The organism is Bdellovibrio sp. BCCA (assembly GCF_037996825.1).
Taxonomy (GTDB): Bacteria; Bdellovibrionota; Bdellovibrionia; order Bdellovibrionales; family Bdellovibrionaceae; genus Bdellovibrio.
The window spans coordinates 636,487-656,777 of sequence record NZ_JBBNAC010000001.1; the positions used below are offsets into that span (position 1 = coordinate 636,487).

The following is a 20,291-nucleotide window of genomic DNA, read 5'->3' on the forward strand; positions in this document are numbered from 1 at the left end:
AGGCTAGAATGAAAATCATTGAGAAAAATGAGCTTTCAAATTATTGAACGGTCTCGAATTAAGCCGTCTTTTGTTTCGCGATAATGATCCACGAGATGACGCAGATCAAGGCTCCGAAATAATAAGGAGCACCTGGGACGTAAACCCCCTGTGGATTCGCGGTAAAAACGGCAAACAGTTTTGTCGCCACAAGAGGATTGATGATCGCAGCTAGCGACGCCAAACTCACGAGCGTACCTTGCAGCTCACCTTGCTCTTGCGAAGGAGTTTTGTGAGTTATCATAGATTGCAGCGCCGGTTGAGACACCCAGAAGATCGAAGACACAATCAAGATGGCATACATCATCCAACCTTGAGTGGCCGCTCCGAAAAGAAAGAACGTCACGCCATATCCGAAAGCTCCGTAAACGACAGCACGGCGTTCACCAATTTTTGGAATCACAATGCGAGTGAGCCAACCTTGTGCGATTGCAGAAAGAACTCCGACAAGAGCCAAAGAAATTCCAACCTCTGCTGTCGTCCAACCAAAGCGCGTCTCTGTGTAAAGAGTCCAAATGGAAGGATGAGTTTGCCCTGCCAATTGAAAGAAGAAATACACAACAAGAAGACCCAGAATGTGTTTGGCTTGAAAAATCTTTTTCAATGAGCTCAGCGGATTTGTTTTTTTCAAATCCACTTTGCGACGCATTTCTTTTGGTAAAGATTCTGGAAGAATGAAAAGACCAAAAAGGAAGTTGAGCAAATTCATTCCAGCTGCAACAAGGAATGGATACTGCGGTCCCATGTGTCCTAACAAACCGCCGATCGCAGGACCGATGATGAATCCCAAACCAAACGCCGCACCAATCATACCAAAATTCGCTGAACGATTTTTATCATCACTCACGTCAGCGATGTAGGCCATGGCGACGGTGATATTAGCACCCGTAAGGCCCGAGATCACTCGACCGATAAAAAGAATTTCAATCGTCGGCGCATATGCCATCAGGATGTAATCAAATCCCGCGATAAAAAGCGAAACCAACAAAATTGCACGTCGACCGAAGCGGTCTGAAAGAGCGCCTAAGAGCGGTGAAGCAATAAACTGCATCAAAGCATAAAGCGCAATAAAGTATCCGAAGTACTCCGACACGCTGGCTTCTGACGTTACAAAACGTCTCATGATATCGGGAAGGGAAGGAATAACTAGACCAATCCCGATCATGTCCAAAGTCACTGTAATAAAAATGAAAAGGATTCCAGCTTTTAAATTCTTCATGAAATCAAAATTAAGAGAGGTGCGGCAAAAAGTCAGCTTTGTTTTTTTCTAAGACCGCAAATTATTAACCGACGGGCCTTTCCCGGGACTCCTATAGATAGGAACTTAAACAGGAGGGCAAGGATGCGCTTCTTTATCGTTTTAATCAGTTTTGTTAGCAGTTCGATTTCAATGGCGGCCGTAAGTGACTTTAACGGACTTGTGAAGGAGGCGACTCAGCAGGAAAAAAGACTTCATCGCAAACTTTTACATGCGATTCAAGGAACTCAAGTGTCGATCGCTTACAACGATCGGATCGAACAAATTCAAGCCAAGGATGTTTTAGAAAACAACACGATGTCAGTACGTTTAGTTCAAGCTCAGGAAAAATAAAAAAGGGGATCTGTTGAAGATCCCCTTTTAGCATTCTTAATTTCTAAGAAAAATCTTAGTAACGAGGGCGTCCGCCGCCTGCGCCACCGCGAGAGTTTCCTCTGCCGCCGCCGAAGCCGCCACGATTTTCACGTGGAGCCATTGGTTTCGCTTCAGAAACGTTCATGTTACGACCCAATTGCTCAGTGCCGTTCAATTTTGTGATCGCTGTTTGAGCTTCGTCATCAGAAGACATTTCAACGAAACCGAAACCTTTGCTACGGCCAGTCTCACGATCAGTTACGATGCGTGCAGATTCAACTGTACCGAATTCAGCAAAGATATCACCAAGAGATTGATCGTCCATTTGGTAAGAAAGGTTTCCAACGTATAATTTTTTGCCCATGTATTCCTCCTTAGGATGGGGGTACTACTAAAGAGAAATGAGCCCTACGCTATTAACTCAAGAGAGACCGATATTGGAGCCCTGGTTGTAGCCTAAATAAAAGGCGATATAAAGAGGAAAAAACTCAATTGTGTAGAAACTCTCTAAGGGCGCCTATAATAGCTTTCAAATCGGATATAATCGAGCTGGGCGCTGGTCGGGGCTCCCTGACTGTCTGCAGGTACCCTGTAAAAATCTTGAAAAGACGACCCGAGCCGCTCCAAATACCTCTTAGAAAGAGGTGATTTATGAAGACACGGATTGTTTTTATGGCCTTGTTTTTTGCCGGTTCCCTGAGTCTTGCCGCGGAAAAGACGCAGACATCAATGGATAATAGTAAAGTCATGTCAGAGATACGCGGCACGTTTGGGATGGTGCCGACATTCATGAAAGAGTTCCCGCCGGAAGCGCTTCCAGGGGCATGGGAAGAGTTTAAGACCATTCAACTTAGTCCCAACACGGCGCTGGAACCAAAAATCAAAGAGGTGATCGCTCTTGCCGTCGCGTCACAAATTCCTTGTCGTTACTGTGTTTACTTCCACAAAAAAACGGCCACTTTCAATGGAGCTAAAGCCTCTGAGTTGAAGGAAGCTATCGCTATTGCTGCAAGTACACGCAAGTGGAGTGCTTACTTCTACGGATCTCAGCAAGACATGGCAAGTTTCAAAGCGGATGTTGATAAGATGGTTACATCGATGAAAAATCCACCAAAGGGGAAAGAGCCCGTGACGGTCACAGATGCAAGTTCCGCTTTCAAAGACATGGAAAATACCATGGGCTTTGTTCCGAATTTTATAAAGGCCTATCCTGAAGCCGGGATCGCAGGGGCCTGGAATGAACTTAAAGGGTTGGAGATGAATCCCAACACGGCATTGAATGCGAAAACCAAAGACCTGGTCAGTCTTGCAGTTTCATCGCAAGTTCCTTGTCAGTATTGCACTTATCTCGACACTGAATTTGCGAAAGCCGACGGAGCGACAGCTCAAGAAATCAAAGAGGCTGTGGCGATGGCGGGACTTGTTCGTCACTGGAGCACTGTCTTAAATGGACTTCGTCAGGAAGACAAAGCGTTCGAGAGAGAGGTCGATCAAATCATTAAACATCTTGAACGCGGAAAAAACTTGGCTCCGAAAAAGGTTTCTTACAAAGAAGAATAGTTTTTATTTAAGCCGCTTTGTCTTCAAGGTGGCGTAAATAATTTTGCAAATTCTTAAGGGCTTTGTCTATGTTGCCTCCCGAAAGAACGTAAAGATCTAAGCCCATGGCATAGATAAATATATCCTCCGCGAACTTCTTCAATCGGGAGGGGAGAAGTTCGCGGAGGGAGCCGATAACACGTTCATTGTCTTTTTGATTCTGCGATTTGCGCGGACTTTGAAGGTTTGAAATCAAACTCAGTCTGCGGTCATCCTTGTGAGAATCTTGCAAAGAGCTTTCCCAAGCAGAGCAAACAAGACCCTTCCAGTTTTTGTGGGGAGGGGCGCTGGAAAGATCCTTGTGCAGGCGGGACTCTAAATTCTTTTTACATTCGTTAATTAAATTTTCTTTTGTGCCGAAGTGGTGGACCAGCATGCGCGTGGAGGTATGAAGCTGGCGCGCAATCTCATTTAAGGATAAATCCCAGCCGCCGTGTTTTCTTAACACTTTTAATGTGCTCTTCAAAATTTCATCCCGGCGTTCGAGATCCTTGGGTCTGGCCATGACATCTCCGTTTATGTACTAATTAGTTCATAAATTATTTTTGAAAGCAAGTTTTTTGACAAAAAATTCTCATGACGATTCAGGAATTCCTTTGCTAGTCTAGTTTTGATGGAATTTCCAAAAGATTTTACGAGCAATATTCTTGAGGTTTACGGCGCTGAAGGAAAAGCGTGGCTGGCGGAGCTGCCACTGCTATTGCAAAAGGTTTCACAAAGGTGGAAACTGCAGTCGCTTGTGCTCGTCAATAATCTCAGTTTTAACTTTGTCGCGCGGGTGACAATGGAAAATGGTGTCAAAGCCATTTTGAAAATGGGTCCGGCGGGCGCTGATTACTCTCGGGAAACGTTGTGGCTTTCTTCCTATCAAGGTTTAGCTCCGCAAGTCTTGGTATTTGATCATGATTTAAATGCGTTTTTCATGGAAGAACTCAATCCAGGACAAACTTTGCAAGGGCTTACGATTTCAGGACATGATGAGGAAGCGACACGGGGTGTGGCTCGCCTGATAAAATCATTGTACGTTGATCATCAAGTGAATGTGCCTCCGCATATTCAGCATTTGGCCGAACTTATTTCGTCGTTCCGCTTTCTTGACGGAGTCATGGAGAAAAAAATTTTAGATAAAGGCATTGCCATCTACCGCGAACTTTCACAGCCTTCATCCGAAGATGTGTTTTTGCACGGCGACCTTCACCACGACAATATTCTGCTTTCGGGAACTGAGTGGAAGATCATTGATCCGCACGGTTATATCGGTGACAAAGTGTCTGAAGTGGGGTCGATGATTTACAATCCATTGGATTGGTCTCCATCAGGATCTTTAAAGGCCTTTATTTTGCGTCGGTTGGATGTGCTTTATGAAGAGCTGCCGTTTGATTCCCAAAGAATTCGGGCTTGGGCTTTTGCGAAAACAATGCTGTCGATAGCTTGGAGTTTTGAAGGAGGGCAAAGAATCCCTCCTCGGGAATTGGCGATCGCTCAGATTATTGATGAAGTGATTGATTAATGCTTTGCTAAGAAAGAATCAAAGAACTGCACTGTTTTTTCGTGCATGTCCTTGGCAACTTCCGGTAATTCATTGTCAATTTCGTGAAGGGCTCCGTTGTAGGCGACAACTTTAAAGTGGGGCGCTTTCTTTTTTAGAGTTTTTTCTGTGGCAAGGCGATCCACGTAAGTGTCTTCAACTCCCGACAGAAAAACCAAGCCGTCAGTTTTTTTAGCGATCTCCCAACCTTGGGAAAACTCGGACGACAAAAGCAGATTGGTTGCAAAGAGTGGCACGACCGCTGGAGAAACCGGTTTGATCGGGTCGACATGGGGATTAAAATTTTTCTCAAACTTATTACGCGTAAGAGTTCTTTCTGAAATTACCTGATCTAACGTGAACATCAGTTTGGGCGAAGTCGCAGCTTCACCTACAAATTTCTTAGGGTGAATTCCCGGAGCAATTAAGACGACAGCATCCGCCCATCCTTCATGAGCAAGACCGTAAGTTGCAAGTCCACCAGTGGACCAACCCATCACCATTTTTTTACTTTGTGAACAATCGCGACCGAAGTATTCGTCTTTGCGGTTGGAGTAACGGTCCCAAATAAATTTCGCTTGTGTAGAAATTTGTAAAGAAGACGAAAGAGGTGCGACGATACGGGTGTTGTTCATCGAACCTTGCGAGCCGCCTTGTCCCATGTAATCAAAAAAGACGACTCGATATCCGGCTTTACTCAATTTACTGAATAAAGCACTGTGGTTCGCAACGGAGTCTGCAAGTCCTTCAAGGTAAAGCACGCAGCCTTTAAAGTTTGTTGCTTCAGCTTCTAAATAATATCCCGTGCGCAGATAAACGCTTTGAACGAAAGGATCATGAGTTTCATAAAAGGTTTGCTCAAAGAACCACGGGGAACGCGAAAGCTCCGATTGGGGTGCGCGTGTTTGAAAACTTGAACATCCAGCTAATAGAACGAACCAGAGAAGGATATTTATTCTTTTCATAGAAAAATTTTAATCGGGATTGAGGATCCCGTAAAGCACCATATCCATCCAACGTCCGTTTTTATTGAAATGCTTTTTTAGATAGCCTTCTTGTTCCATTCCCGCTTTTTGCATGACTTTTCCTGACGCTGGATTAATAGCCATGTGGCACGACGTGATTTTTTTAAGGCGCAGTCTTGTGAAAGCAAAGTCAATGGCCGCAGTGGCAGCTTCGGAACAAAAACCTCGACTCCAAAACTCTTCACCGATCCAATAACCCACTTCCGCACGCTGGTGGTTTTGGGAAATACCAAGGCTGATACAACCCACAAGCGTGTTTGTGTCTTTAAGCGTGATCGCCCAGTCGACAGCCTGGCCTTTGCAGAAACGTTCCGCGTGAGTCGCAATCCAACTTTCAGCCATGCCGTCAAGATACGGATGAGGAATCAGAGCTGTCATTTCGGCGACTTTGATATTTCCAGCCATGCGTTGAACCTCTTTGGCATCGCTGAGCGAGAAAGGACGCAACACAAGCCGGTCCGTTTCGATTCTTGGAATAGGGTTCTCGGTATTATTTTTATAAATGACTTCGTCATTCCCGGATTTAGAGCGAATAACAAGAACGCGTGCTTCTTCGGTGGTTTTATTTTCAAGATGATGATGGAACGGATCTTGAGGCTTAAGGCCCACGAAATCTCCTGGAGATAGTTCGTAAGATTTTTCTCCGTGATGAAGTGTGGGATGTCCTTCAAGAATCAAAAACATTTCTTCATCGTGACTGTGCGAATGAGGCGAAGAAGCTTTTCGTCCTGGGGGAATGATTTCATGAGACGTAAAGAATTTTGAAAAATCCACGAGATCACTTAAAACAGATGAATGCGAAAGCTTTTCGCCGGTTTTTTTGATTTCTAATTCTTTATGATTAAGATCGCGCAAATTTAAAATCTTCATACTGAAAAGAATTCTTTCAACTGGCAGATCATTTGGCTATAAGAATGCATATGGACACAAAATTAATCAAAAGTTCCGAATACCAGATTATGCCGTGGAAAAATGGTTTGGGCTCAACCGCACAGATTGATATTTTTCCGGAAGGTTTGGTATTTCCTGGCGATGATTTTTTGTGGCGTGTGAGTTCGGCAACGGTGGGAACTTCTTCTCCATTTTCAAACTTTCCAGGTCTTGATCGTTTGCTTGTGGTGTGGAAAGGGGCGGGACTTTATTTAAATAATGAAAAATTAGAGCCTATGGAACCTTTGCGTTTTTCAGGAGAAACTCCCATGGATTGCCATTTGGTGAGTGGCGAAGTGATTGATCTTGGCGTGATTTATCGCCGCGATCAGGTGTCTGCGAATTTAACTGCAAACCAAATTGAAGCAGGGAAGTCCTCGAAACTACTTCTGGATTCCGGGACTCATTATTTGTTTTGCGCTGCGGGAACGTTTTCCGCTCTGGGAAACTCTGTGGAAACCGGTTCTACATTGAAAATCCAAGGAGCAGGCTCGTTGGAACTTTATTCTTCATCGGGCGCGCAATACTTTTTCATCACTCTTCGCGCAACGGCTTAAAAGATACGTCGCAGCATGAAAGCGCTGTGCGGCTCCAGTGCTCTTTTCTTCCCAAGTTTTAGAATGTGTGCTCTATTTCCTCCATTATAAAAGTGAGGGAATCCATGAAAAAAAAGTCATCTAAATCACCGCGGACACAAGCCATTCACGGTGAGTTCTTATCGCAATCTTGGGAGTTCTCTCATCACTTGATTCCTCCGATGACTGCTTCCACAACATTCCGTTTGGGATCGTTAGAGCGTGGTGCGGAAGGCTTCAATACGTTCGGTGCGCAAAAAACAGATTCGCCAATTTGGATTTATGACCGTCTGGAAGAGCCAACGACGAAAATGTTGGAAGACCAATTAGCACTTTTAGAAAAAGGCGAGTGTGCCGTGACATTTGGAAGCGGTATGGGCGCGATTGCTTCTACTTTGATGTCGCTGCTCAAAGCGGGTGACAAGGTCGTCGCTCACAAAACTTTGTATGGATGTACTTACAGTCTTTTGACGAATTGGCTTCCTCGTTTGCAAATTAAAAACTCTTTGATCGATGTCAACGATTTTAAAGTTTTGGAAAAAGAACTCGCAGACCCTGCCACTCGCGTCGTGTACTTTGAATCTGTTTCTAATCCGATTCTGGAAATTGCGGATCTAGAAAAAATCGCAAGCCTTGTTAAAGCGGCTAATAAGAAACGCAAAAATGAGAATCAAATCTACACGGTGGTTGATAATACGTTTGCGACTCCGTGGGCTTTAAGACCTGTCGAGTGGGGTATTGATTTTGTTATTCAAAGTTTGACGAAAAATATCTCAGGCTTTGGAACAGAGATGGGTGGAGCTGTCATTGCGCCGAAAGAACACGAAAGCATGTTGCGTGTAGCTCGTAAAGATTTCGGTGCCATCATTCATCCGTATTCAGCATGGCATATTCTTGTATACGGTATTTCCACTCAAGCCATTCGTTTTGAGCAACAACAAAGTACGGCTTTGAAAGTGTCCCAATTCCTCGAAAAACATCCGAAAGTTCAAAGTGTCACTTATCCTGGATTGAAAACTCATCCGCAGTTTAAGCTCGCAAAAAAATATTTAAAATCTCCAGAGAACACATTTGCTCCGGGAACAATGATTTCTTTCCAGCTTAAAGGCGACATGAAAAAGTGTCAGAAGTTTGTCGACGACATTGCAAAGAATTCTTACGCAATCACATTGGCAGTAAGTTTGGGGCTTACAAAAACTTTGATCGAGGTTCCGGGCTTCATGACTCATTCTGCGATTCCAACGGAAAAGCGCGGAGAAAGCGGTATCGATCCGCGCGCGATTCGTTTGTCGATCGGTTTAGAAAATGCCCAAGACATTATCGCCGATTTGGAAGAAGCCCTTAAGAAAATCTAATTAATGAAGTCTTGCGTTGACGTTGCCACGGGGTTGGCGGTGTTGCACTAAGCTGCACTCGCGAACTCCTGTCTGTCCTGTTTTTTCATCGACGACGTTCAGCTTCGTACGCGCATACATAATGCCCATCTTGGCTTCTTGCCATACATAATAAACTTTTCCAGGTTCTGTTTTTAGTTCGATATCATGAGAGTTTTCTGCTCGACTTGAAATAACATGGACGCCGGGTTGCATATTAATCCACAAGTAATGACCCGTTCTTGTTTCACCCAAGAGTTCGTTATCGACCATGACATCCATTCTGACAGCGCCGCCTATAGCTTCGTTACGATAAACATAGAGAATAGATTTCTCTGGATGCGCTTTGAATAGCTTGGCTTCAGTATCGAGTTTTTTGTCTGCCTGAGGAATCGATGCGCAACCAATAAAGAAAAATGCGAATGTCAGCAATGTCAGTGAAAATATTTTGTTCATAATAAGCTCCCAAAGTTTATTGTTATTGTGAATTTAATCAAAAACCGGAGTCAATAAAACTGAGTTTATAAATATGAAGACTCAGCCTTAGTCTTGAGGACGGTGACAATTTAGAGCGCTGCCTAAGTCATAAACATGTTTTAAGGGAGCAGTTTCTCTATATTTGAGAGGAAAATGGTGCCCTTATTGCTAATAAATGGAACGAATTCATTTATTTGGGAGTGTTTATGAAAAGCCTTTTGGTGTTGTTCCTGTTGGCTCTTTCGTTTTCTGCGCAAGCCATGACAGACATTCAGTCCCTTCCTATGAACCTTTCAAGCGAATTTAAAGGGGACATTGTTATTTTTAAAAGTGATATGGGTGTGAACTCCTTGTCCTTAGGAGCAGTGGATATTTCCGTCATTCCAAGTGATCGAAATTCTGAGATGGAGCAGTATCTTATCAAAGGACCTATGATCACAAATCCTTATCTGAAATCTTTGATGGCGGATTCAAAAAGCGGGACCCGTCAGCGCTTATTTTTCGGTGTAGGTGGAAGCCAGGCGGTTGACGCAGTAGCTATGGGTATTGCGGATGCAGTTTGCATGCAGATGAGTTCATCAAAAGATTTTTCGGCGGTGGATTTTAAAATGGCGAAAGTAGATCTTGCTAAAGAAGCCCGCGCAAGAATTTCTTTTGCTGAAAACACTTATCTGAACAACATCTATTTTACTTTTGATATTAAAGGCGTTCCTCAAGCAAGCCGCTTGGAAAAAACCATTCAATTGAAGATGTTTAAAGACCTTCGTGGTGAAGAGCTTTACAGTCTCACGCATATCACTTGCGGAAGAAAATAGTTTAATAAATCGTTTTATAAAATGTTCGCTCGGGATTGATCTCGGGCGTTTTGGTTACGTTGAAATAAATGCGACCAATCTCGCGGCCATCGGTCGTCTCGACACTGATGCGCCATTTTCCTTCTGAATAGTTTTGTTTTGAAGCAAATCCTCGATAACCGCTTTTTCGACCTCCTGAGATATTCATAGGAATTCGATCAGTGGTCTGCCATCCAGTTTTAGGATCTTTAAAATACCAATGTAAAATCACCGAATCACTAAAACGCGCTGGAGAAAAGATTTGCGCAAAGAAATAAATTTTATCGTTAGGTTCTGCAATAAAATCCTGATCGCCGGTGTGCCAGAACATCCATCCTGAATTTTCTGAAGAAACGATGTAGTTACCCTCGGATTTCTCAATCATGTGGTAAATACCCATATTTTGAATTGAAAGCGGCACTGGAGGAATCCAACCGATAAAGTAAAAAGCAAAGAACAAAACAAGAACGACGGCCCCAGGAGCAGCTAAGCCACGAAGCAAAGCTTTGTTGTCTGAAATCTTTCTTTTAAGCAGTCCATACACTCCGTAAAGAGTGGAGCCTGTGAGTAAAATCGAAAGAAGAAAAGGCACGATGCCGACAAAGCCTAAAATAACAGGAACAAGGATCGAGAAGAATGAAAACACACAGATAACATAAAGACCGATCTTGATGTTGATTTCGCTTTCGCGAACGCGCTTAAACTCATTGGCAACCATCAAGCCCATGAGAAGCGCAATAAAGACAATCGACGACCAAAGCGAAGCGCTTTTAAGAAAGAAAAGAGAATAAAGGCTTAATAAACTTCCCAAAAGGAAATGCAAAGCAAGCTGTCGATATTCCCAGATTCTTTCCAAGCGTTTCGGAATTTGAAAAGCGCCATGACGGCCCAAGAAATCAAAATAAAGAATGGACCCCAGAATCAAAAGATACGCAACTTGCTGCGCGACTCCTAAAATATCATCGACATCAGATAAAGTTAAAACATCAAAAAAGAAACCGCCCAGAAAGAACAAAATATCCAATTTAGTTTCGTTAGCTTCATAAAATTGCAAAAGGCGGTTTTTAATTTTTTCCATACTTACTTTTGATAACCCAAAGCGTAGACCAAAAAATGTCCTTCGCGGATTTCATACTTTATGTCATTGCCGACGACATCAAAGCCGTATTTAGTGCCCCAGCTTTTTTCGTCTTCCACAGGCAATTGACGCTTTTGAAATGCAGGGCGGGGATCAAGTTCTAAAATGTCGATAATCAACGCACGCAGTTTCTTTTCTCCGCTAGGGTCACGCTTCGCAATTTCCGCCTCAGCTTCTTCTGTGAAATTGACTGGATAACGAGGAATATCTCCCGAAGCCCAACCTGCGTTCGCTTCAGGAATCGCATCAGCATAAGGAATATAAGGCTTAATATCTAAAATCGGCGTGCCATCTATCAAATCAACTCCGCCGACATAAATTTCTGCTCCACCTTCGGCATCAAGATCAATTCTTTCTATAGAAACAGCAGAGATCCCAATGGGATTTGGACGGTGAGGAGAACGCGAAGCTAAAACTCCCACTTTGCGATTGCCGCCTAATCTTGGCGGACGAATGCTCGGCTTCCAATTTTTTCCGCCGTGCTCGTGGAAAACAAAAACAATCCACAAGTGGCTGAACTCTTCGAGGCTTTTAAGTGCAGTTTTTAAATCAGGATCAGGATTTAATTTAATGACGCCTTTGGCTTCAGCGGCAAGACCCGGTTGGCGAGGAACTCCGAACTTGTCTTTGAACGGAGTCCTGACAACGCCTATGGCAGAAAATGAGAATTCTTCCCCGAGCTTTTTCACGCGCGAGGAAGAGCGGTCACACCGACTTTAATAACTTCGCCGTCGATATCTGAAGCTTCTGTATGCGTGCCTTTTGGATCAGCCGCCACATCCATGATGTTCAAATTCATCGTCAAAGTTTCAGAAACAACCATGTCCTTGTGAGCTTCAAGAGCTTCACGCAAAGCCGCCGTACATGCGATCTCAAGCGTGATCTTATCATCAAGCTTAAAGTCAGCAGACTTACGCGCCACTTGAACCTTACGCATGATCTCACGAGCCAAACCTTCACGCTCTTGCTCCGGAGTCACTGTTGGATCAACTTCGATTGAAACGATTTGATGAACAGACAAATTCGCATTATCACCTTTTGGTGCTCTGCGGATCTCAACATCAGACAATTGAATGTCTTCGCCTTCCACTTGAATCGTTTCACCGTTTTCAAGTTTCAAAATCGCAGCTAAATCCAATTTTTGGATCGCGCCACCAACGGCCTTCATCTTAGGTCCCAAACGTTTACCCAAAACAGGGAAGTTTGCTTTCGCAGTCACTTGCACGTATTGGTCTTCGTGAGAATCGTAAGTCACTTTACGGAAGTTCAACTCATCAATGAAAAGATGTTCAAACATCTGCAAAGTTTTTAGAAGCTCTGGATTTCTGTGGATGATCTTGATTTCGTTCAAAGGGATCTTCGCTTTCACGGCGATCTTTTCACGATGATTACGTCCCAATGTCACAAGAGTATCCATGGCCTTCACAGCTTCTTCCAATTCAGGACGAAGCATAGAAAGATCTTCTTTCGGGAAGCTTTCCAAGTGCACAGAGTCTTTTTTATTAGGAAGAACCTGCGCCAAGTTTTTATAAGTCACTTCCGACAAGAACGGCGCAAACGGAGCCATCAAACGTGACAAGGTCACAAGAACTTCATGCAAAGTCTCGTAAGCGTAACGTTTTGTCTCAGGCATACCATCTTGCCAGAACAATGAACGGTTAAAGCGGATGTACGTGTTCGTCAAATCTTCAATGAACTGAAGAAGATGAGGAACAACGTTGTACAAACGGTAAGCGTCCATCTCTTTGTGAGTGTTCGCAATCAAACCATTCAAACGAGAAAGAACCCATTGGTCCAAAATGTTTGGAGATTTTTTCGCATCACCTTTTGGAACAAATCCATCAATGTTCGCGTAATTCGCAAAGAACGAATAAGAGTTCCACCATCTGAGCAAGATCTTACGAACAATATCGTAAACACCTTTTTCAGAGAACTTCAGCTCTTGTGCTTTCACCACCGGAGAATCAATCAGATATAAACGCAAAGCATCCGCACCGTGCTGATTTAAAACTTCCATTGGATCAGGATAGTTTTTCAAGCTCTTCGACATCTTGCGACCGTCTTCCGCTAGCACAAGACCGTTCACAACAACGTTTTTAAACGGAGCTTGGTTAAACAACGCAGTTCCAATGATTGAAAGAGTGTAGAACCAGCCACGAGTTTGATCCAAACCTTCCGCGATGAAATCAGCCGGGAAAGCTTTTTTGAAATCTTCAACAGAAGTTTCAGGATAACCCCACTGAGCGTAAGGCATAGAGCCCGATTCAAACCAGCAATCCAAAACGCCATCAACACGTTTCAACGGCGATTTTCCTGTTGGAGAAGGAATCGTGATCTTATCCACGAACTCGATATGAAGATCATCAATTTTTTGACCAGAAAGTTTTTCAAGCTCCGCGCGAGAACCGACACAGATCACTTCGCCTTCTGAATTTCTCCAGATTGGCAATGGAGTTCCCCAGAAACGGTTACGAGAGATCGCCCAGTCACGAGCGCCTTCAAGCCAGTTACCAAAGCGACCATCACGAAGATGATCTGGAACCCATGTTGTGTTTTGGTTGTTTGCGATCAATTGTTCTTTGATTTTCTCAACCGCTACAAACCAAGAAGACACCGCACGATAAATCAATGGAGTGTCTGAACGATAACAGAACGGATAACTATGTTGGATCGTATCTTGTTTGAAAAGATTCCCGCGTTTTTTCAAATCCGCGATGATATCTTTATCCGCATCTTTTACGCGTTTGCCAGCGTAATCCGGAACTTCATTTGTGAACATACCGTCATCATCCACTGGATTCACCAACGGGATGCCGGCTTTTGCGCACGCATAGTAGTCTTCCTCACCGAATGCAGGTGCCATATGAACAACACCTGTACCACTATCCGTCGTCACGTGATCAGAAGAGATAATACGGAATGCTCCTTTATCAGCGCGATCACCAAAGTAAGGGAAAAGAGGTTCGTAAGTAAGACCAACAAGTTCTTGGCCTTTCATCATTTGCAAAACTTCAACTTCTTCGTCTGGTTTTTTAAACACAGAAGGAAGCAAAGCTTGTGCAAGAATGAGTTTACGACCTGTCGCTTTTTCCTGAACTTTGACGTAATCAATTTCAAGTCCGACAGCCAATGCTAAGTTCGAAGGAAGAGTCCAAGGAGTCGTCGTCCATGCAAGAACAGAAGTGTCAGGCTGATTGATCAGCTTAAACATCACTGTGATCGCAGGGTCTTGAACCATCTTGTAGTTTTGGTTTGCTTCAAAGTTTGAAAGAGACGTCGAAATCCCTACAGAGTAAGGAACGACTTTGTAACCTTCATAGATCAAACCTTTTTGGAAAAGTTGTTGGAACACCCACCACACAGACTGCATGAAAGAAACGTCCATTGTGAAGTATGGATTTTCCATATCAACCCAACGGCCGACACGACGAACCGTTGTTTTCCATTCTGTCGAATAACGTTTTACAATCGAACGACAAGCATCGTTGTAATTCGCCACACCCATTTTGAAAACGTCTTTACGACTTTCGATTTTATGAGTCTTGTTGATTTCATACTCTACCGGAAGACCATGGCAGTCCCAACCAAAACGGCGCGGAACTGTATAGCCCTTCATCGTCCAGTAACGAGGAACAACGTCTTTCAAAACTCCGGCAAGCAAATGCCCGTAGTGAGGAAGACCTGTTGCAAACGGAGGCCCGTCATAAAAGCTGTAAGTCTTTTTGCCTTTTGGATCTAAAGACTGCGCAAAAATTTTCTCTTGATCCCAGAAATCTAAAATCGTCTCTTCTTGCTTTGCAAGTTGGACATCGGGTTTTACGGGATTGTAGGGATTTGAACGGGTGTTTTTTGCATTTGTCATAGGTCCCCAATATCTATCAGGTTTTCCCTAAACATGCATCCTTTTCAGGCCCTCCGGAGAGGCAGATGTAGCGATAATGCGAGGCAACATTGTGAGTTAGCTTAAAGCTAATGGAACTGTACTAAATAAAGAGGAGCCCGGAGGCTCCTCTTCGCAAAAATGAATAAATCAACTAACTACTACGGCTCTGTAAAAGTCGTATTCGATGTTGTCGGATATGATCCCGCTTGTCCGGCATTCCAAATCGTACTTGTTTGGTGAAATGAAGTGACGGATGTTTTTGCAGCCGATGTGTCCAACGTGACAGCGTTATACAAAACGTCGCCAATTGTTGGAAATGCTGGGAGAGCGAAATCAGGGGCTGTGACCTTAGAGCTCTGCCACCCTGACACAGTTTTAGTGTCATTCGCAGATGTGCTAAATCCAGGACTGCCAGGAGAACCATTGAAATAACCGGCCCATGTTTGAGAGTCTCCCGCTGTGCCACCGTATGTCGTTAATAGAGAAGTCCCTACTGTCATAATAACTTCTGTAGCGCCTGCTGGAGAAGTCATCACTCCACCTGTTTGGAATACCCCTCCCTGCGTATAGGCTAAAATTTGTGCTCCACCCATTTGGCAGTTCGCACCCGTAAACCAAAATGTAGTCAGAACATAACTTCCATCTGCATTGAAGGTAAGACCTTGCATGTAAGATGTGGGATTAAAAGCAGCACCGAAAGCTGAGTCGCTCGAAATCGCAACACAAGAACTATAACGGCTTCGTATCTCCATTTTATTTTTGTGCGCCTTCTAGGCGCGGGGTTGAGAACTTTTCGGAGAAAAATTTAGGAAGCATAACTAAGTAAATGCTGAACAGTTGATTATTTTCTTCTGAGCGTATCGTTTTGAGAAAAGGCTGTAGACCGTTCAGGGGAGGTCATTACCAAACTAAAATATTTAAAATCAATTGATTGTTTATCGTGCTTTTTAAACCACTAAAAAAACAACGTCGCCGTCGCGGACGCTTCTCGCAGCAGATAGTAATTGTAGAGCACACCCAGCATAAAATTTTTCGACAGAGAATACTGAACTCCACCAAAATATTCTTCTTTGATTTTTCGTGTTTCCAATTGTTCAGTATCGTAATTGAAAGCCGGCGCGTCTGAATCTTCTAAACGCTTTGAGGCCGTCAGAATAAATTTTCCCAAAGTTAAACTCGCAGTGTAGAGCTGAACCGTGGCTATGTATTCACCAAAAGAAGAATCTTCAGCGGTTTTCAAACGCAGATTTGCATAATTTAAAATCAAAGAATTGAGATAAAGGCCGACGTTGTAAGTCTGAACTTGATATTTGATAACCAGCTTTTGTCCGCCAGACTCCAGCTGCGTTTCATCTCCGTAAAGAGAATAACCTACCGCAAAGGGACCCCAGATTCCATTTAGACCTGCGCCCGGACTCACAGCCGTGGTGAGAGTGTTGTACTTTGCCATGGCTCCCAGTTTCAGGCTGTAGCGATTAAAACCGCTGCCTTTTCTGTCAGCCAAGTCGAAGGCCGCTGCCAAAGTGTATTTTTGATTCGGGAACTTTTTCTTATTTATTTTTCTATCTAAGAAATCTTCAGTGGTTTCAAAGCCGGGAGCCCCAAAAAAAGTATCTTCACTGTTTGAAGGAGAAAGTGCAGCGCCCATACGGCCATTTCCGCGCACCAAAGAAAAATCTCCTCCGCCGCTAAAATAAATCGCTTCAACACCAAAACCCTTATCTGTCGGCACGGCAGAGGGATTGATTTTGACTTGAGTACTGGGGGAGGGACTCGAAGGATCTCTGCGAAAGTGACTGCATTCGTTTATCAGATAACAATTTGTCTCTGCAAAAACTTGTTGAGGTGCTTGAACACACAATATGAATAACAAGCCCAAGCAAAAATAAAAGCTGCGAAACAAAAAAAGTCCTTTGGAAGAGTTCTTTCTAGATTAATGGAATTAGGTGTTTTTGTTAAGGGCCATTTTCAATCGAAAAAAGATGCGCTTGCGGTTTACATTGATAAGCTTGCGCCATGAATGCAAAACCACTCTTGCGTAAAATTCCTATTGCGATCTGGGTCCTGATTTTAGTTTTGATCCTCGTCCGTATTTTTCTTCCGGTTGGAGTGAAGTATGGAGTTAATTGGTACCTTGGTCAGAAGCTCCAGAACTATGAGGGGCATCTTGACGACTTCGGTCTGGCTTTATATCGAGGTGCCTACCAGTTTGAAGGACTTCGTTTATGGAAAAAAGGAAAAAGTGCGAAAGACCCATTGATTGAAATCAAACACACGGACCTGTCCTTGGCCTGGCGGGCCTTGTTCAAAGGAAAGTTGCTTGGAGATCTTAAAGTGGATGGCGTGTTGCTTAACCTCGTCGACAGCCAGGAAAAACAGAAACAACAGTTCGGGGGCGGAGAAGATTGGAAGACCGTAGTCGGAAAGTTAATTCCTATCGAGCTTGAATCGTTTAAACTCAGCCGCAGTGAAGTTCTATTCGTTAATAAAGAATTTAAAGTGCCTGTGAAAATCGTGATGGATGAAATCAACGCTGAAGCCACGAATATTAAGAACACCGACGACCGAAAAGAACTTTTGCCCAGCACGGTGCAGGCTTCAGCAAGACTGCAAAAAAGTGCGAAGCTTCATGCTGAGGCTAAAATCAATTTGCTCTCTCGTCTTCCTGCTTTTGAGTCCAAGTTTAAACTTGATAAGTTAGATGTCACAAAGCTGAACGATTTTTTCTTGGCTTACGGTTCTTTCAACGTGCATTCCGGGAAGTTCAGTCTTTATGGAGAGGTCAGTACCAAAGAAAATATGGTGAAAGGTTATGTAAAACCTTTTTTTGAAAATCTTGACGTCATGTCTCCGAAAGAAAAGTTCGAAAGCCCCAAAAGATTTTTTAATGAAGTCGCTATCGCCTGGGCTAATGTTTTTTTAAGAAATAGCAAAGATCACACTGTTGCTACCAAGATTGAATTTGAAGGAGCTTCCAAGGCGCCGAGTATCAATAAATGGGGCGCATTCTGGGAGTCTTTAAGAAATGGATTTGTCGAGGCTTTGAAAAAGCAGCTTGATGAGAAGATCACAATTAAGGACGTGCCGAAGAAAAAATAATCAAAGTTCATTTCGTTGCGCAAGGATTAAAGACTGCGGATCGAAAACTTTCTGGGCGCGAACGCTGTTGCCACAGCCCGAGATAGGAAAGTTGGAAAGTGTTTTACGATTGAAATAACTTTGCGCAATTTCAAGATCCTGAATCTTTTCTGTGTACGCTCCGGCATAAACGCCTTCCCCTTTGGGAGAAGTCACGAGAAAATAAGGGCTCTGTAAAGTAGGCAGCGCTTGGGCCAATACCTGTCGGCTTCCCGGCGTCACGATATATCCTTTTTTGCGTAACTGAGTTTGAAGATTTTCGTTCGGTTCGAGAAGAATTACGAGTTCATCAAAAACTTTGGCCGATTTTCTATTAAGAAGATAATCAAGAATTCTTTGGTCCTCGGCGGTGGCTGAATCAATTACGTGAGTAAGCACCCATCGGCCCGGAGGAGGGGCATTTAAAATAGGAACCCCATTCAATAGCGAGACTAATAAAATACTGACCGTGGCCCACAGGAAAACTAAGAAGAAACGTACCGCTTTTAGCATACTTATCTTTTCGGTATCAAACCTTCTTTTGTATAGTTAAAAATTGGAAAATTCGTTTCATATTGGAGCAATTCGACCATGAAACTTAAAATGTAATGCGGTTGAATGCTCAGTCCTAACATGTTAACTAAGAGTCATGGCAAAAGAACCTGGAGAGCTTAAGTGGATTGAGGAACTGTTACCCGAGGAAGGGTATCGGCGCAAATCCATGTTCGGTGGGTTTGCTTACTATATCGATGACAAAATCGTACTCTTGATTTTTGAATCCGATGACAAACGCTGGAACGGAACTATGTTTCCTGTCGAGCGTGAGTTTCAACCACAAGCTCTTAAAAAATTTCCAGAATTATCTCCGCATGTGATTTTGCCAAAGTGGCTTTATCTGCCGTTGCATACAGAGGGTTTCGACGAAATCGTTCCCGATATTCTCCGCGAAGTTTTAAGACCTCGCAGTTTTTGGGGAAGTATCCCGAAGCCTAAAGGTAAAAAAGGAAATTCCAGAAAAAGAAAGAATGTCGAAGACGAAATTTCAACAAAGATCGACACACGAAAGCCGCGACTTTTTTCAGATGAACCTGCTGAAGACGCATTAAAGAAAGCCAAGAAAATTTCTGACCTAAAAAATCTTGGTGAAGTGACGGAAAAGCAATTCGCGAAAATCGGCATCACGACAGCTCAGCAGTTTATTAAGCTTGGCTGGAAAAAGACTATGAAGAAGTTGATCGAGTATAATCCCAAATATCGCCATTCTCTTTATGCTTACGCTCTCATTGGAGCATTGACCAACACTGAATTCACGCACATTTCCGATGAAGAAAAAGCAGAGGCGAAAGCCTTTATCAAATCTATTCCCAAACCGGATGCGAAGAAAAAGAAATCCAAGTGAGTTTGCTGATAACTCGGCTCCTGCTGAAAATCCGGCGCCAGGTTTCGCCGGGATTTCGGCAAATGTTGAAAGAGAGCGAATAGCTTGATTTTGGGAGTCCGTTTTAGCTGGCACTGCTCTTGCCTTAGTGAATGTTAACAACAAATCACTAAGGAGAAAAATATGAAAAACGCAAGATATCTAATGGCAGCTTTGGTAGCTTTGACGGGCTTGACGTTATCATCAGTTTCAAAAGCAGACATATCGCCAATTACGACAGTGAACGACACGGCCTACGGAATGTGGATCACTATCTACGATCCTTTCGATAGTGGGCATGCCGACTATGGCTGTGTGCCGCCACGACAAACTAAAACCTGGAGTTCAGGAAATTACATCTCCATTATGGCGCCTTACACTGTTCGGGCTGAAATGATGAGCACAGCAGATTGTCGCGGTAAAAAGTTGGATGACTTATCAGTGGGTGCTTCTCCGAATCGAACCTACATGGTGAGTTTAGTCAGCGGAGGTTTCATCTGGTCCAGAGTTCTGGGAAGTCCCGCACAGGCCCCTAACGAGAACTAAGTGTAGAAAATAAAAAAGCGACCTCTTGGGTCGCTTTTTTATTTGATTTTTTCTCTTTCGAGAATTGGTGCCCCGCGAGGGACTTGAACCCCCACGCTTGCGCACTAGATCCTAAGTCTAGCGTGTCTGCCAATTTCACCAGCGGGGCAACACCTTAAATTTGAAACACAGTGATAGCGCAGTTCTGCGCTATCTTGCA

Annotated in this window: 21 protein-coding genes and 1 tRNA gene; 9 read left to right on the forward strand and 13 right to left on the reverse strand. The window is 43.6% G+C overall.

The features are described 5' to 3' along the window. Nucleotides 1-58: 58 nt before the first annotated feature. Nucleotides 59-1,258, reverse strand: a complete 1,200-nt coding sequence (locus AAAA78_RS03215) for a TCR/Tet family MFS transporter (RefSeq protein ID WP_340590268.1) — start codon at nucleotides 1,256-1,258, stop codon at nucleotides 59-61. A gap of 123 nt (nucleotides 1,259-1,381) precedes the next feature. Between AAAA78_RS03215 and AAAA78_RS03220 the strand changes: the two genes are divergently transcribed. Beyond that, nucleotides 1,382-1,630, forward strand: a complete 249-nt coding sequence (locus AAAA78_RS03220; RefSeq protein ID WP_340590269.1) for a hypothetical protein — start codon at nucleotides 1,382-1,384, stop codon at nucleotides 1,628-1,630. Nucleotides 1,631-1,685: 55 nt separating this feature from the next. Here the strand turns inward: AAAA78_RS03220 and AAAA78_RS03225 are convergent, their stop codons facing one another. Continuing rightward, on the reverse strand, nucleotides 1,686-2,015 hold the full coding sequence (locus AAAA78_RS03225) for an RNA recognition motif domain-containing protein (RefSeq protein WP_295901529.1): 330 nt from the start codon (nucleotides 2,013-2,015) through the stop codon (nucleotides 1,686-1,688). Between the two features lie 287 nt (nucleotides 2,016-2,302). Between AAAA78_RS03225 and AAAA78_RS03230 the strand changes: the two genes are divergently transcribed. Further along, nucleotides 2,303-3,211: a carboxymuconolactone decarboxylase family protein gene (locus AAAA78_RS03230; RefSeq protein WP_340590270.1), complete on the forward strand. Its 909-nt coding sequence runs from the start codon at nucleotides 2,303-2,305 to the stop codon at nucleotides 3,209-3,211. Nucleotides 3,212-3,218: 7 nt separating this feature from the next. On the opposite strand, the gene AAAA78_RS03235 is transcribed toward AAAA78_RS03230, so the two are convergent. Next, on the reverse strand, nucleotides 3,219-3,755 hold the full coding sequence (locus AAAA78_RS03235; RefSeq protein WP_340590271.1) for a TetR/AcrR family transcriptional regulator: 537 nt from the start codon (nucleotides 3,753-3,755) through the stop codon (nucleotides 3,219-3,221). Nucleotides 3,756-3,863: 108 nt separating this feature from the next. Between AAAA78_RS03235 and AAAA78_RS03240 the strand changes: the two genes are divergently transcribed. Beyond that, a complete protein-coding gene (locus tag AAAA78_RS03240) occupies nucleotides 3,864-4,760 on the forward strand; it encodes an aminoglycoside phosphotransferase family protein (RefSeq protein WP_340590272.1) in 897 nt (298 codons plus the stop codon). Here AAAA78_RS03240 and AAAA78_RS03245 read toward each other — a convergent pair. Together AAAA78_RS03245 and AAAA78_RS03250 are read right to left on the reverse strand one after the other, a co-directional pair. Beyond that, the gene (locus AAAA78_RS03245; RefSeq protein WP_340590273.1) at nucleotides 4,757-5,743 is read right to left on the reverse strand and encodes an alpha/beta fold hydrolase; all 987 of its coding nucleotides are present in this window, start codon (nucleotides 5,741-5,743) and stop codon (nucleotides 4,757-4,759) included. The genes AAAA78_RS03240 and AAAA78_RS03245 overlap by 4 nt on opposite strands. Before the next feature lie 9 nt (nucleotides 5,744-5,752). Beyond that, nucleotides 5,753-6,673, reverse strand: coding sequence for a GNAT family N-acetyltransferase (locus AAAA78_RS03250; protein WP_340590274.1), 921 nt, complete (start codon nucleotides 6,671-6,673; stop codon nucleotides 5,753-5,755). A gap of 50 nt (nucleotides 6,674-6,723) precedes the next feature. On the opposite strand from AAAA78_RS03250, the gene AAAA78_RS03255 reads away from it, so the two are divergent. Both AAAA78_RS03255 and AAAA78_RS03260 read left to right on the forward strand, forming a co-directional pair. Beyond that, entirely contained in the window at nucleotides 6,724-7,290 is a 567-nt protein-coding gene (locus tag AAAA78_RS03255) for a HutD/Ves family protein (RefSeq protein ID WP_340590275.1), read from the forward strand. Between the two features lie 104 nt (nucleotides 7,291-7,394). Next, nucleotides 7,395-8,663: a trans-sulfuration enzyme family protein gene (locus AAAA78_RS03260; protein ID WP_340590276.1), complete on the forward strand. Its 1,269-nt coding sequence runs from the start codon at nucleotides 7,395-7,397 to the stop codon at nucleotides 8,661-8,663. Here the strand turns inward: AAAA78_RS03260 and AAAA78_RS03265 are convergent, their stop codons facing one another. Further along, nucleotides 8,664-9,137, reverse strand: a complete 474-nt coding sequence (locus AAAA78_RS03265; protein ID WP_340590277.1) for a DUF2846 domain-containing protein — start codon at nucleotides 9,135-9,137, stop codon at nucleotides 8,664-8,666. 227 nt (nucleotides 9,138-9,364) lie between these two features. Between AAAA78_RS03265 and AAAA78_RS03270 the strand changes: the two genes are divergently transcribed. Then, nucleotides 9,365-9,973, forward strand: a complete 609-nt coding sequence (locus tag AAAA78_RS03270) for a hypothetical protein (RefSeq protein WP_340590278.1) — start codon at nucleotides 9,365-9,367, stop codon at nucleotides 9,971-9,973. A 1-nt stretch (nucleotide 9,974) separates the two neighbouring features. On the opposite strand, the gene AAAA78_RS03275 is transcribed toward AAAA78_RS03270, so the two are convergent. The 5 genes from AAAA78_RS03275 to AAAA78_RS03295 form a co-directional block, all read right to left on the reverse strand. Beyond that, entirely contained in the window at nucleotides 9,975-11,069 is a 1,095-nt protein-coding gene (locus AAAA78_RS03275) for a DUF2914 domain-containing protein (RefSeq protein ID WP_340590279.1), read from the reverse strand. A gap of 2 nt (nucleotides 11,070-11,071) precedes the next feature. Next, nucleotides 11,072-11,818, reverse strand: a complete 747-nt coding sequence (gene tsaA, locus AAAA78_RS03280) for a tRNA (N6-threonylcarbamoyladenosine(37)-N6)-methyltransferase TrmO (RefSeq protein WP_340590280.1) — start codon at nucleotides 11,816-11,818, stop codon at nucleotides 11,072-11,074. Next, nucleotides 11,815-14,991, reverse strand: coding sequence for an isoleucine--tRNA ligase (ileS, locus tag AAAA78_RS03285; protein ID WP_340590281.1), 3,177 nt, complete (start codon nucleotides 14,989-14,991; stop codon nucleotides 11,815-11,817). The genes tsaA and ileS overlap by 4 nt, the downstream gene beginning before the upstream one ends. 179 nt (nucleotides 14,992-15,170) lie before the next feature. Beyond that, nucleotides 15,171-15,764 (reverse strand): hypothetical protein, encoded by a 594-nt coding sequence (locus AAAA78_RS03290; RefSeq protein ID WP_340590282.1) that lies wholly within the window; start codon nucleotides 15,762-15,764, stop codon nucleotides 15,171-15,173. A gap of 203 nt (nucleotides 15,765-15,967) precedes the next feature. Beyond that, nucleotides 15,968-16,744 (reverse strand): hypothetical protein, encoded by a 777-nt coding sequence (locus AAAA78_RS03295; protein ID WP_340590283.1) that lies wholly within the window; start codon nucleotides 16,742-16,744, stop codon nucleotides 15,968-15,970. 284 nt (nucleotides 16,745-17,028) lie between these two features. On the opposite strand from AAAA78_RS03295, the gene AAAA78_RS03300 reads away from it, so the two are divergent. Further along, on the forward strand, nucleotides 17,029-18,111 hold the full coding sequence (locus AAAA78_RS03300; RefSeq protein ID WP_340590284.1) for a DUF748 domain-containing protein: 1,083 nt from the start codon (nucleotides 17,029-17,031) through the stop codon (nucleotides 18,109-18,111). Here AAAA78_RS03300 and AAAA78_RS03305 read toward each other — a convergent pair whose 3' ends face one another. Beyond that, nucleotides 18,112-18,642, reverse strand: a complete 531-nt coding sequence (locus tag AAAA78_RS03305) for a hypothetical protein (protein ID WP_340590285.1) — start codon at nucleotides 18,640-18,642, stop codon at nucleotides 18,112-18,114. A gap of 136 nt (nucleotides 18,643-18,778) precedes the next feature. On the opposite strand from AAAA78_RS03305, the gene AAAA78_RS03310 reads away from it, so the two are divergent. Both AAAA78_RS03310 and AAAA78_RS03315 read left to right on the forward strand, forming a co-directional pair. Then, on the forward strand, nucleotides 18,779-19,528 hold the full coding sequence (locus AAAA78_RS03310) for a TfoX/Sxy family DNA transformation protein (protein WP_340590286.1): 750 nt from the start codon (nucleotides 18,779-18,781) through the stop codon (nucleotides 19,526-19,528). 162 nt (nucleotides 19,529-19,690) lie between these two features. Next, on the forward strand, nucleotides 19,691-20,092 hold the full coding sequence (locus AAAA78_RS03315) for a hypothetical protein (protein WP_340590287.1): 402 nt from the start codon (nucleotides 19,691-19,693) through the stop codon (nucleotides 20,090-20,092). A 65-nt stretch (nucleotides 20,093-20,157) separates the two neighbouring features. Here the strand turns inward: AAAA78_RS03315 and AAAA78_RS03320 are convergent. After that, a tRNA-Leu gene (locus AAAA78_RS03320) sits at nucleotides 20,158-20,240 on the reverse strand. Nucleotides 20,241-20,291: the final 51 nt, after the last annotated feature.

Bases quoted from the DNA above. Each gene is read 5' to 3' on its own strand.
- AAAA78_RS03215 (WP_340590268.1), bottom strand. From the start codon at position 1,258: ATGAAGAATTTAAAAGCTGGAATCCTTTTCATTTTTATTACAGTGACT.
- AAAA78_RS03220 (WP_340590269.1), top strand. From the start codon at position 1,382: ATGCGCTTCTTTATCGTTTTAATCAGTTTTGTTAGCAGTTCGATTTCA.
- AAAA78_RS03225 (WP_295901529.1), bottom strand. From the start codon at position 2,015: ATGGGCAAAAAATTATACGTTGGAAACCTTTCTTACCAAATGGACGAT.
- AAAA78_RS03230 (WP_340590270.1), top strand. From the start codon at position 2,303: ATGAAGACACGGATTGTTTTTATGGCCTTGTTTTTTGCCGGTTCCCTG.
- AAAA78_RS03235 (WP_340590271.1), bottom strand. From the start codon at position 3,755: ATGGCCAGACCCAAGGATCTCGAACGCCGGGATGAAATTTTGAAGAGC.
- AAAA78_RS03240 (WP_340590272.1), top strand. From the start codon at position 3,864: ATGGAATTTCCAAAAGATTTTACGAGCAATATTCTTGAGGTTTACGGC.
- AAAA78_RS03245 (WP_340590273.1), bottom strand. From the start codon at position 5,743: ATGAAAAGAATAAATATCCTTCTCTGGTTCGTTCTATTAGCTGGATGT.
- AAAA78_RS03250 (WP_340590274.1), bottom strand. From the start codon at position 6,673: ATGAAGATTTTAAATTTGCGCGATCTTAATCATAAAGAATTAGAAATC.
- AAAA78_RS03255 (WP_340590275.1), top strand. From the start codon at position 6,724: ATGGACACAAAATTAATCAAAAGTTCCGAATACCAGATTATGCCGTGG.
- AAAA78_RS03260 (WP_340590276.1), top strand. From the start codon at position 7,395: ATGAAAAAAAAGTCATCTAAATCACCGCGGACACAAGCCATTCACGGT.
- AAAA78_RS03265 (WP_340590277.1), bottom strand. From the start codon at position 9,137: ATGAACAAAATATTTTCACTGACATTGCTGACATTCGCATTTTTCTTT.
- AAAA78_RS03270 (WP_340590278.1), top strand. From the start codon at position 9,365: ATGAAAAGCCTTTTGGTGTTGTTCCTGTTGGCTCTTTCGTTTTCTGCG.
- AAAA78_RS03275 (WP_340590279.1), bottom strand. From the start codon at position 11,069: ATGGAAAAAATTAAAAACCGCCTTTTGCAATTTTATGAAGCTAACGAA.
- ileS (WP_340590281.1), bottom strand. From the start codon at position 14,991: ATGACAAATGCAAAAAACACCCGTTCAAATCCCTACAATCCCGTAAAA.
- AAAA78_RS03290 (WP_340590282.1), bottom strand. From the start codon at position 15,764: ATGGAGATACGAAGCCGTTATAGTTCTTGTGTTGCGATTTCGAGCGAC.
- AAAA78_RS03300 (WP_340590284.1), top strand. From the start codon at position 17,029: ATGAATGCAAAACCACTCTTGCGTAAAATTCCTATTGCGATCTGGGTC.
- AAAA78_RS03305 (WP_340590285.1), bottom strand. From the start codon at position 18,642: ATGCTAAAAGCGGTACGTTTCTTCTTAGTTTTCCTGTGGGCCACGGTC.
- AAAA78_RS03310 (WP_340590286.1), top strand. From the start codon at position 18,779: ATGGCAAAAGAACCTGGAGAGCTTAAGTGGATTGAGGAACTGTTACCC.
- AAAA78_RS03315 (WP_340590287.1), top strand. From the start codon at position 19,691: ATGAAAAACGCAAGATATCTAATGGCAGCTTTGGTAGCTTTGACGGGC.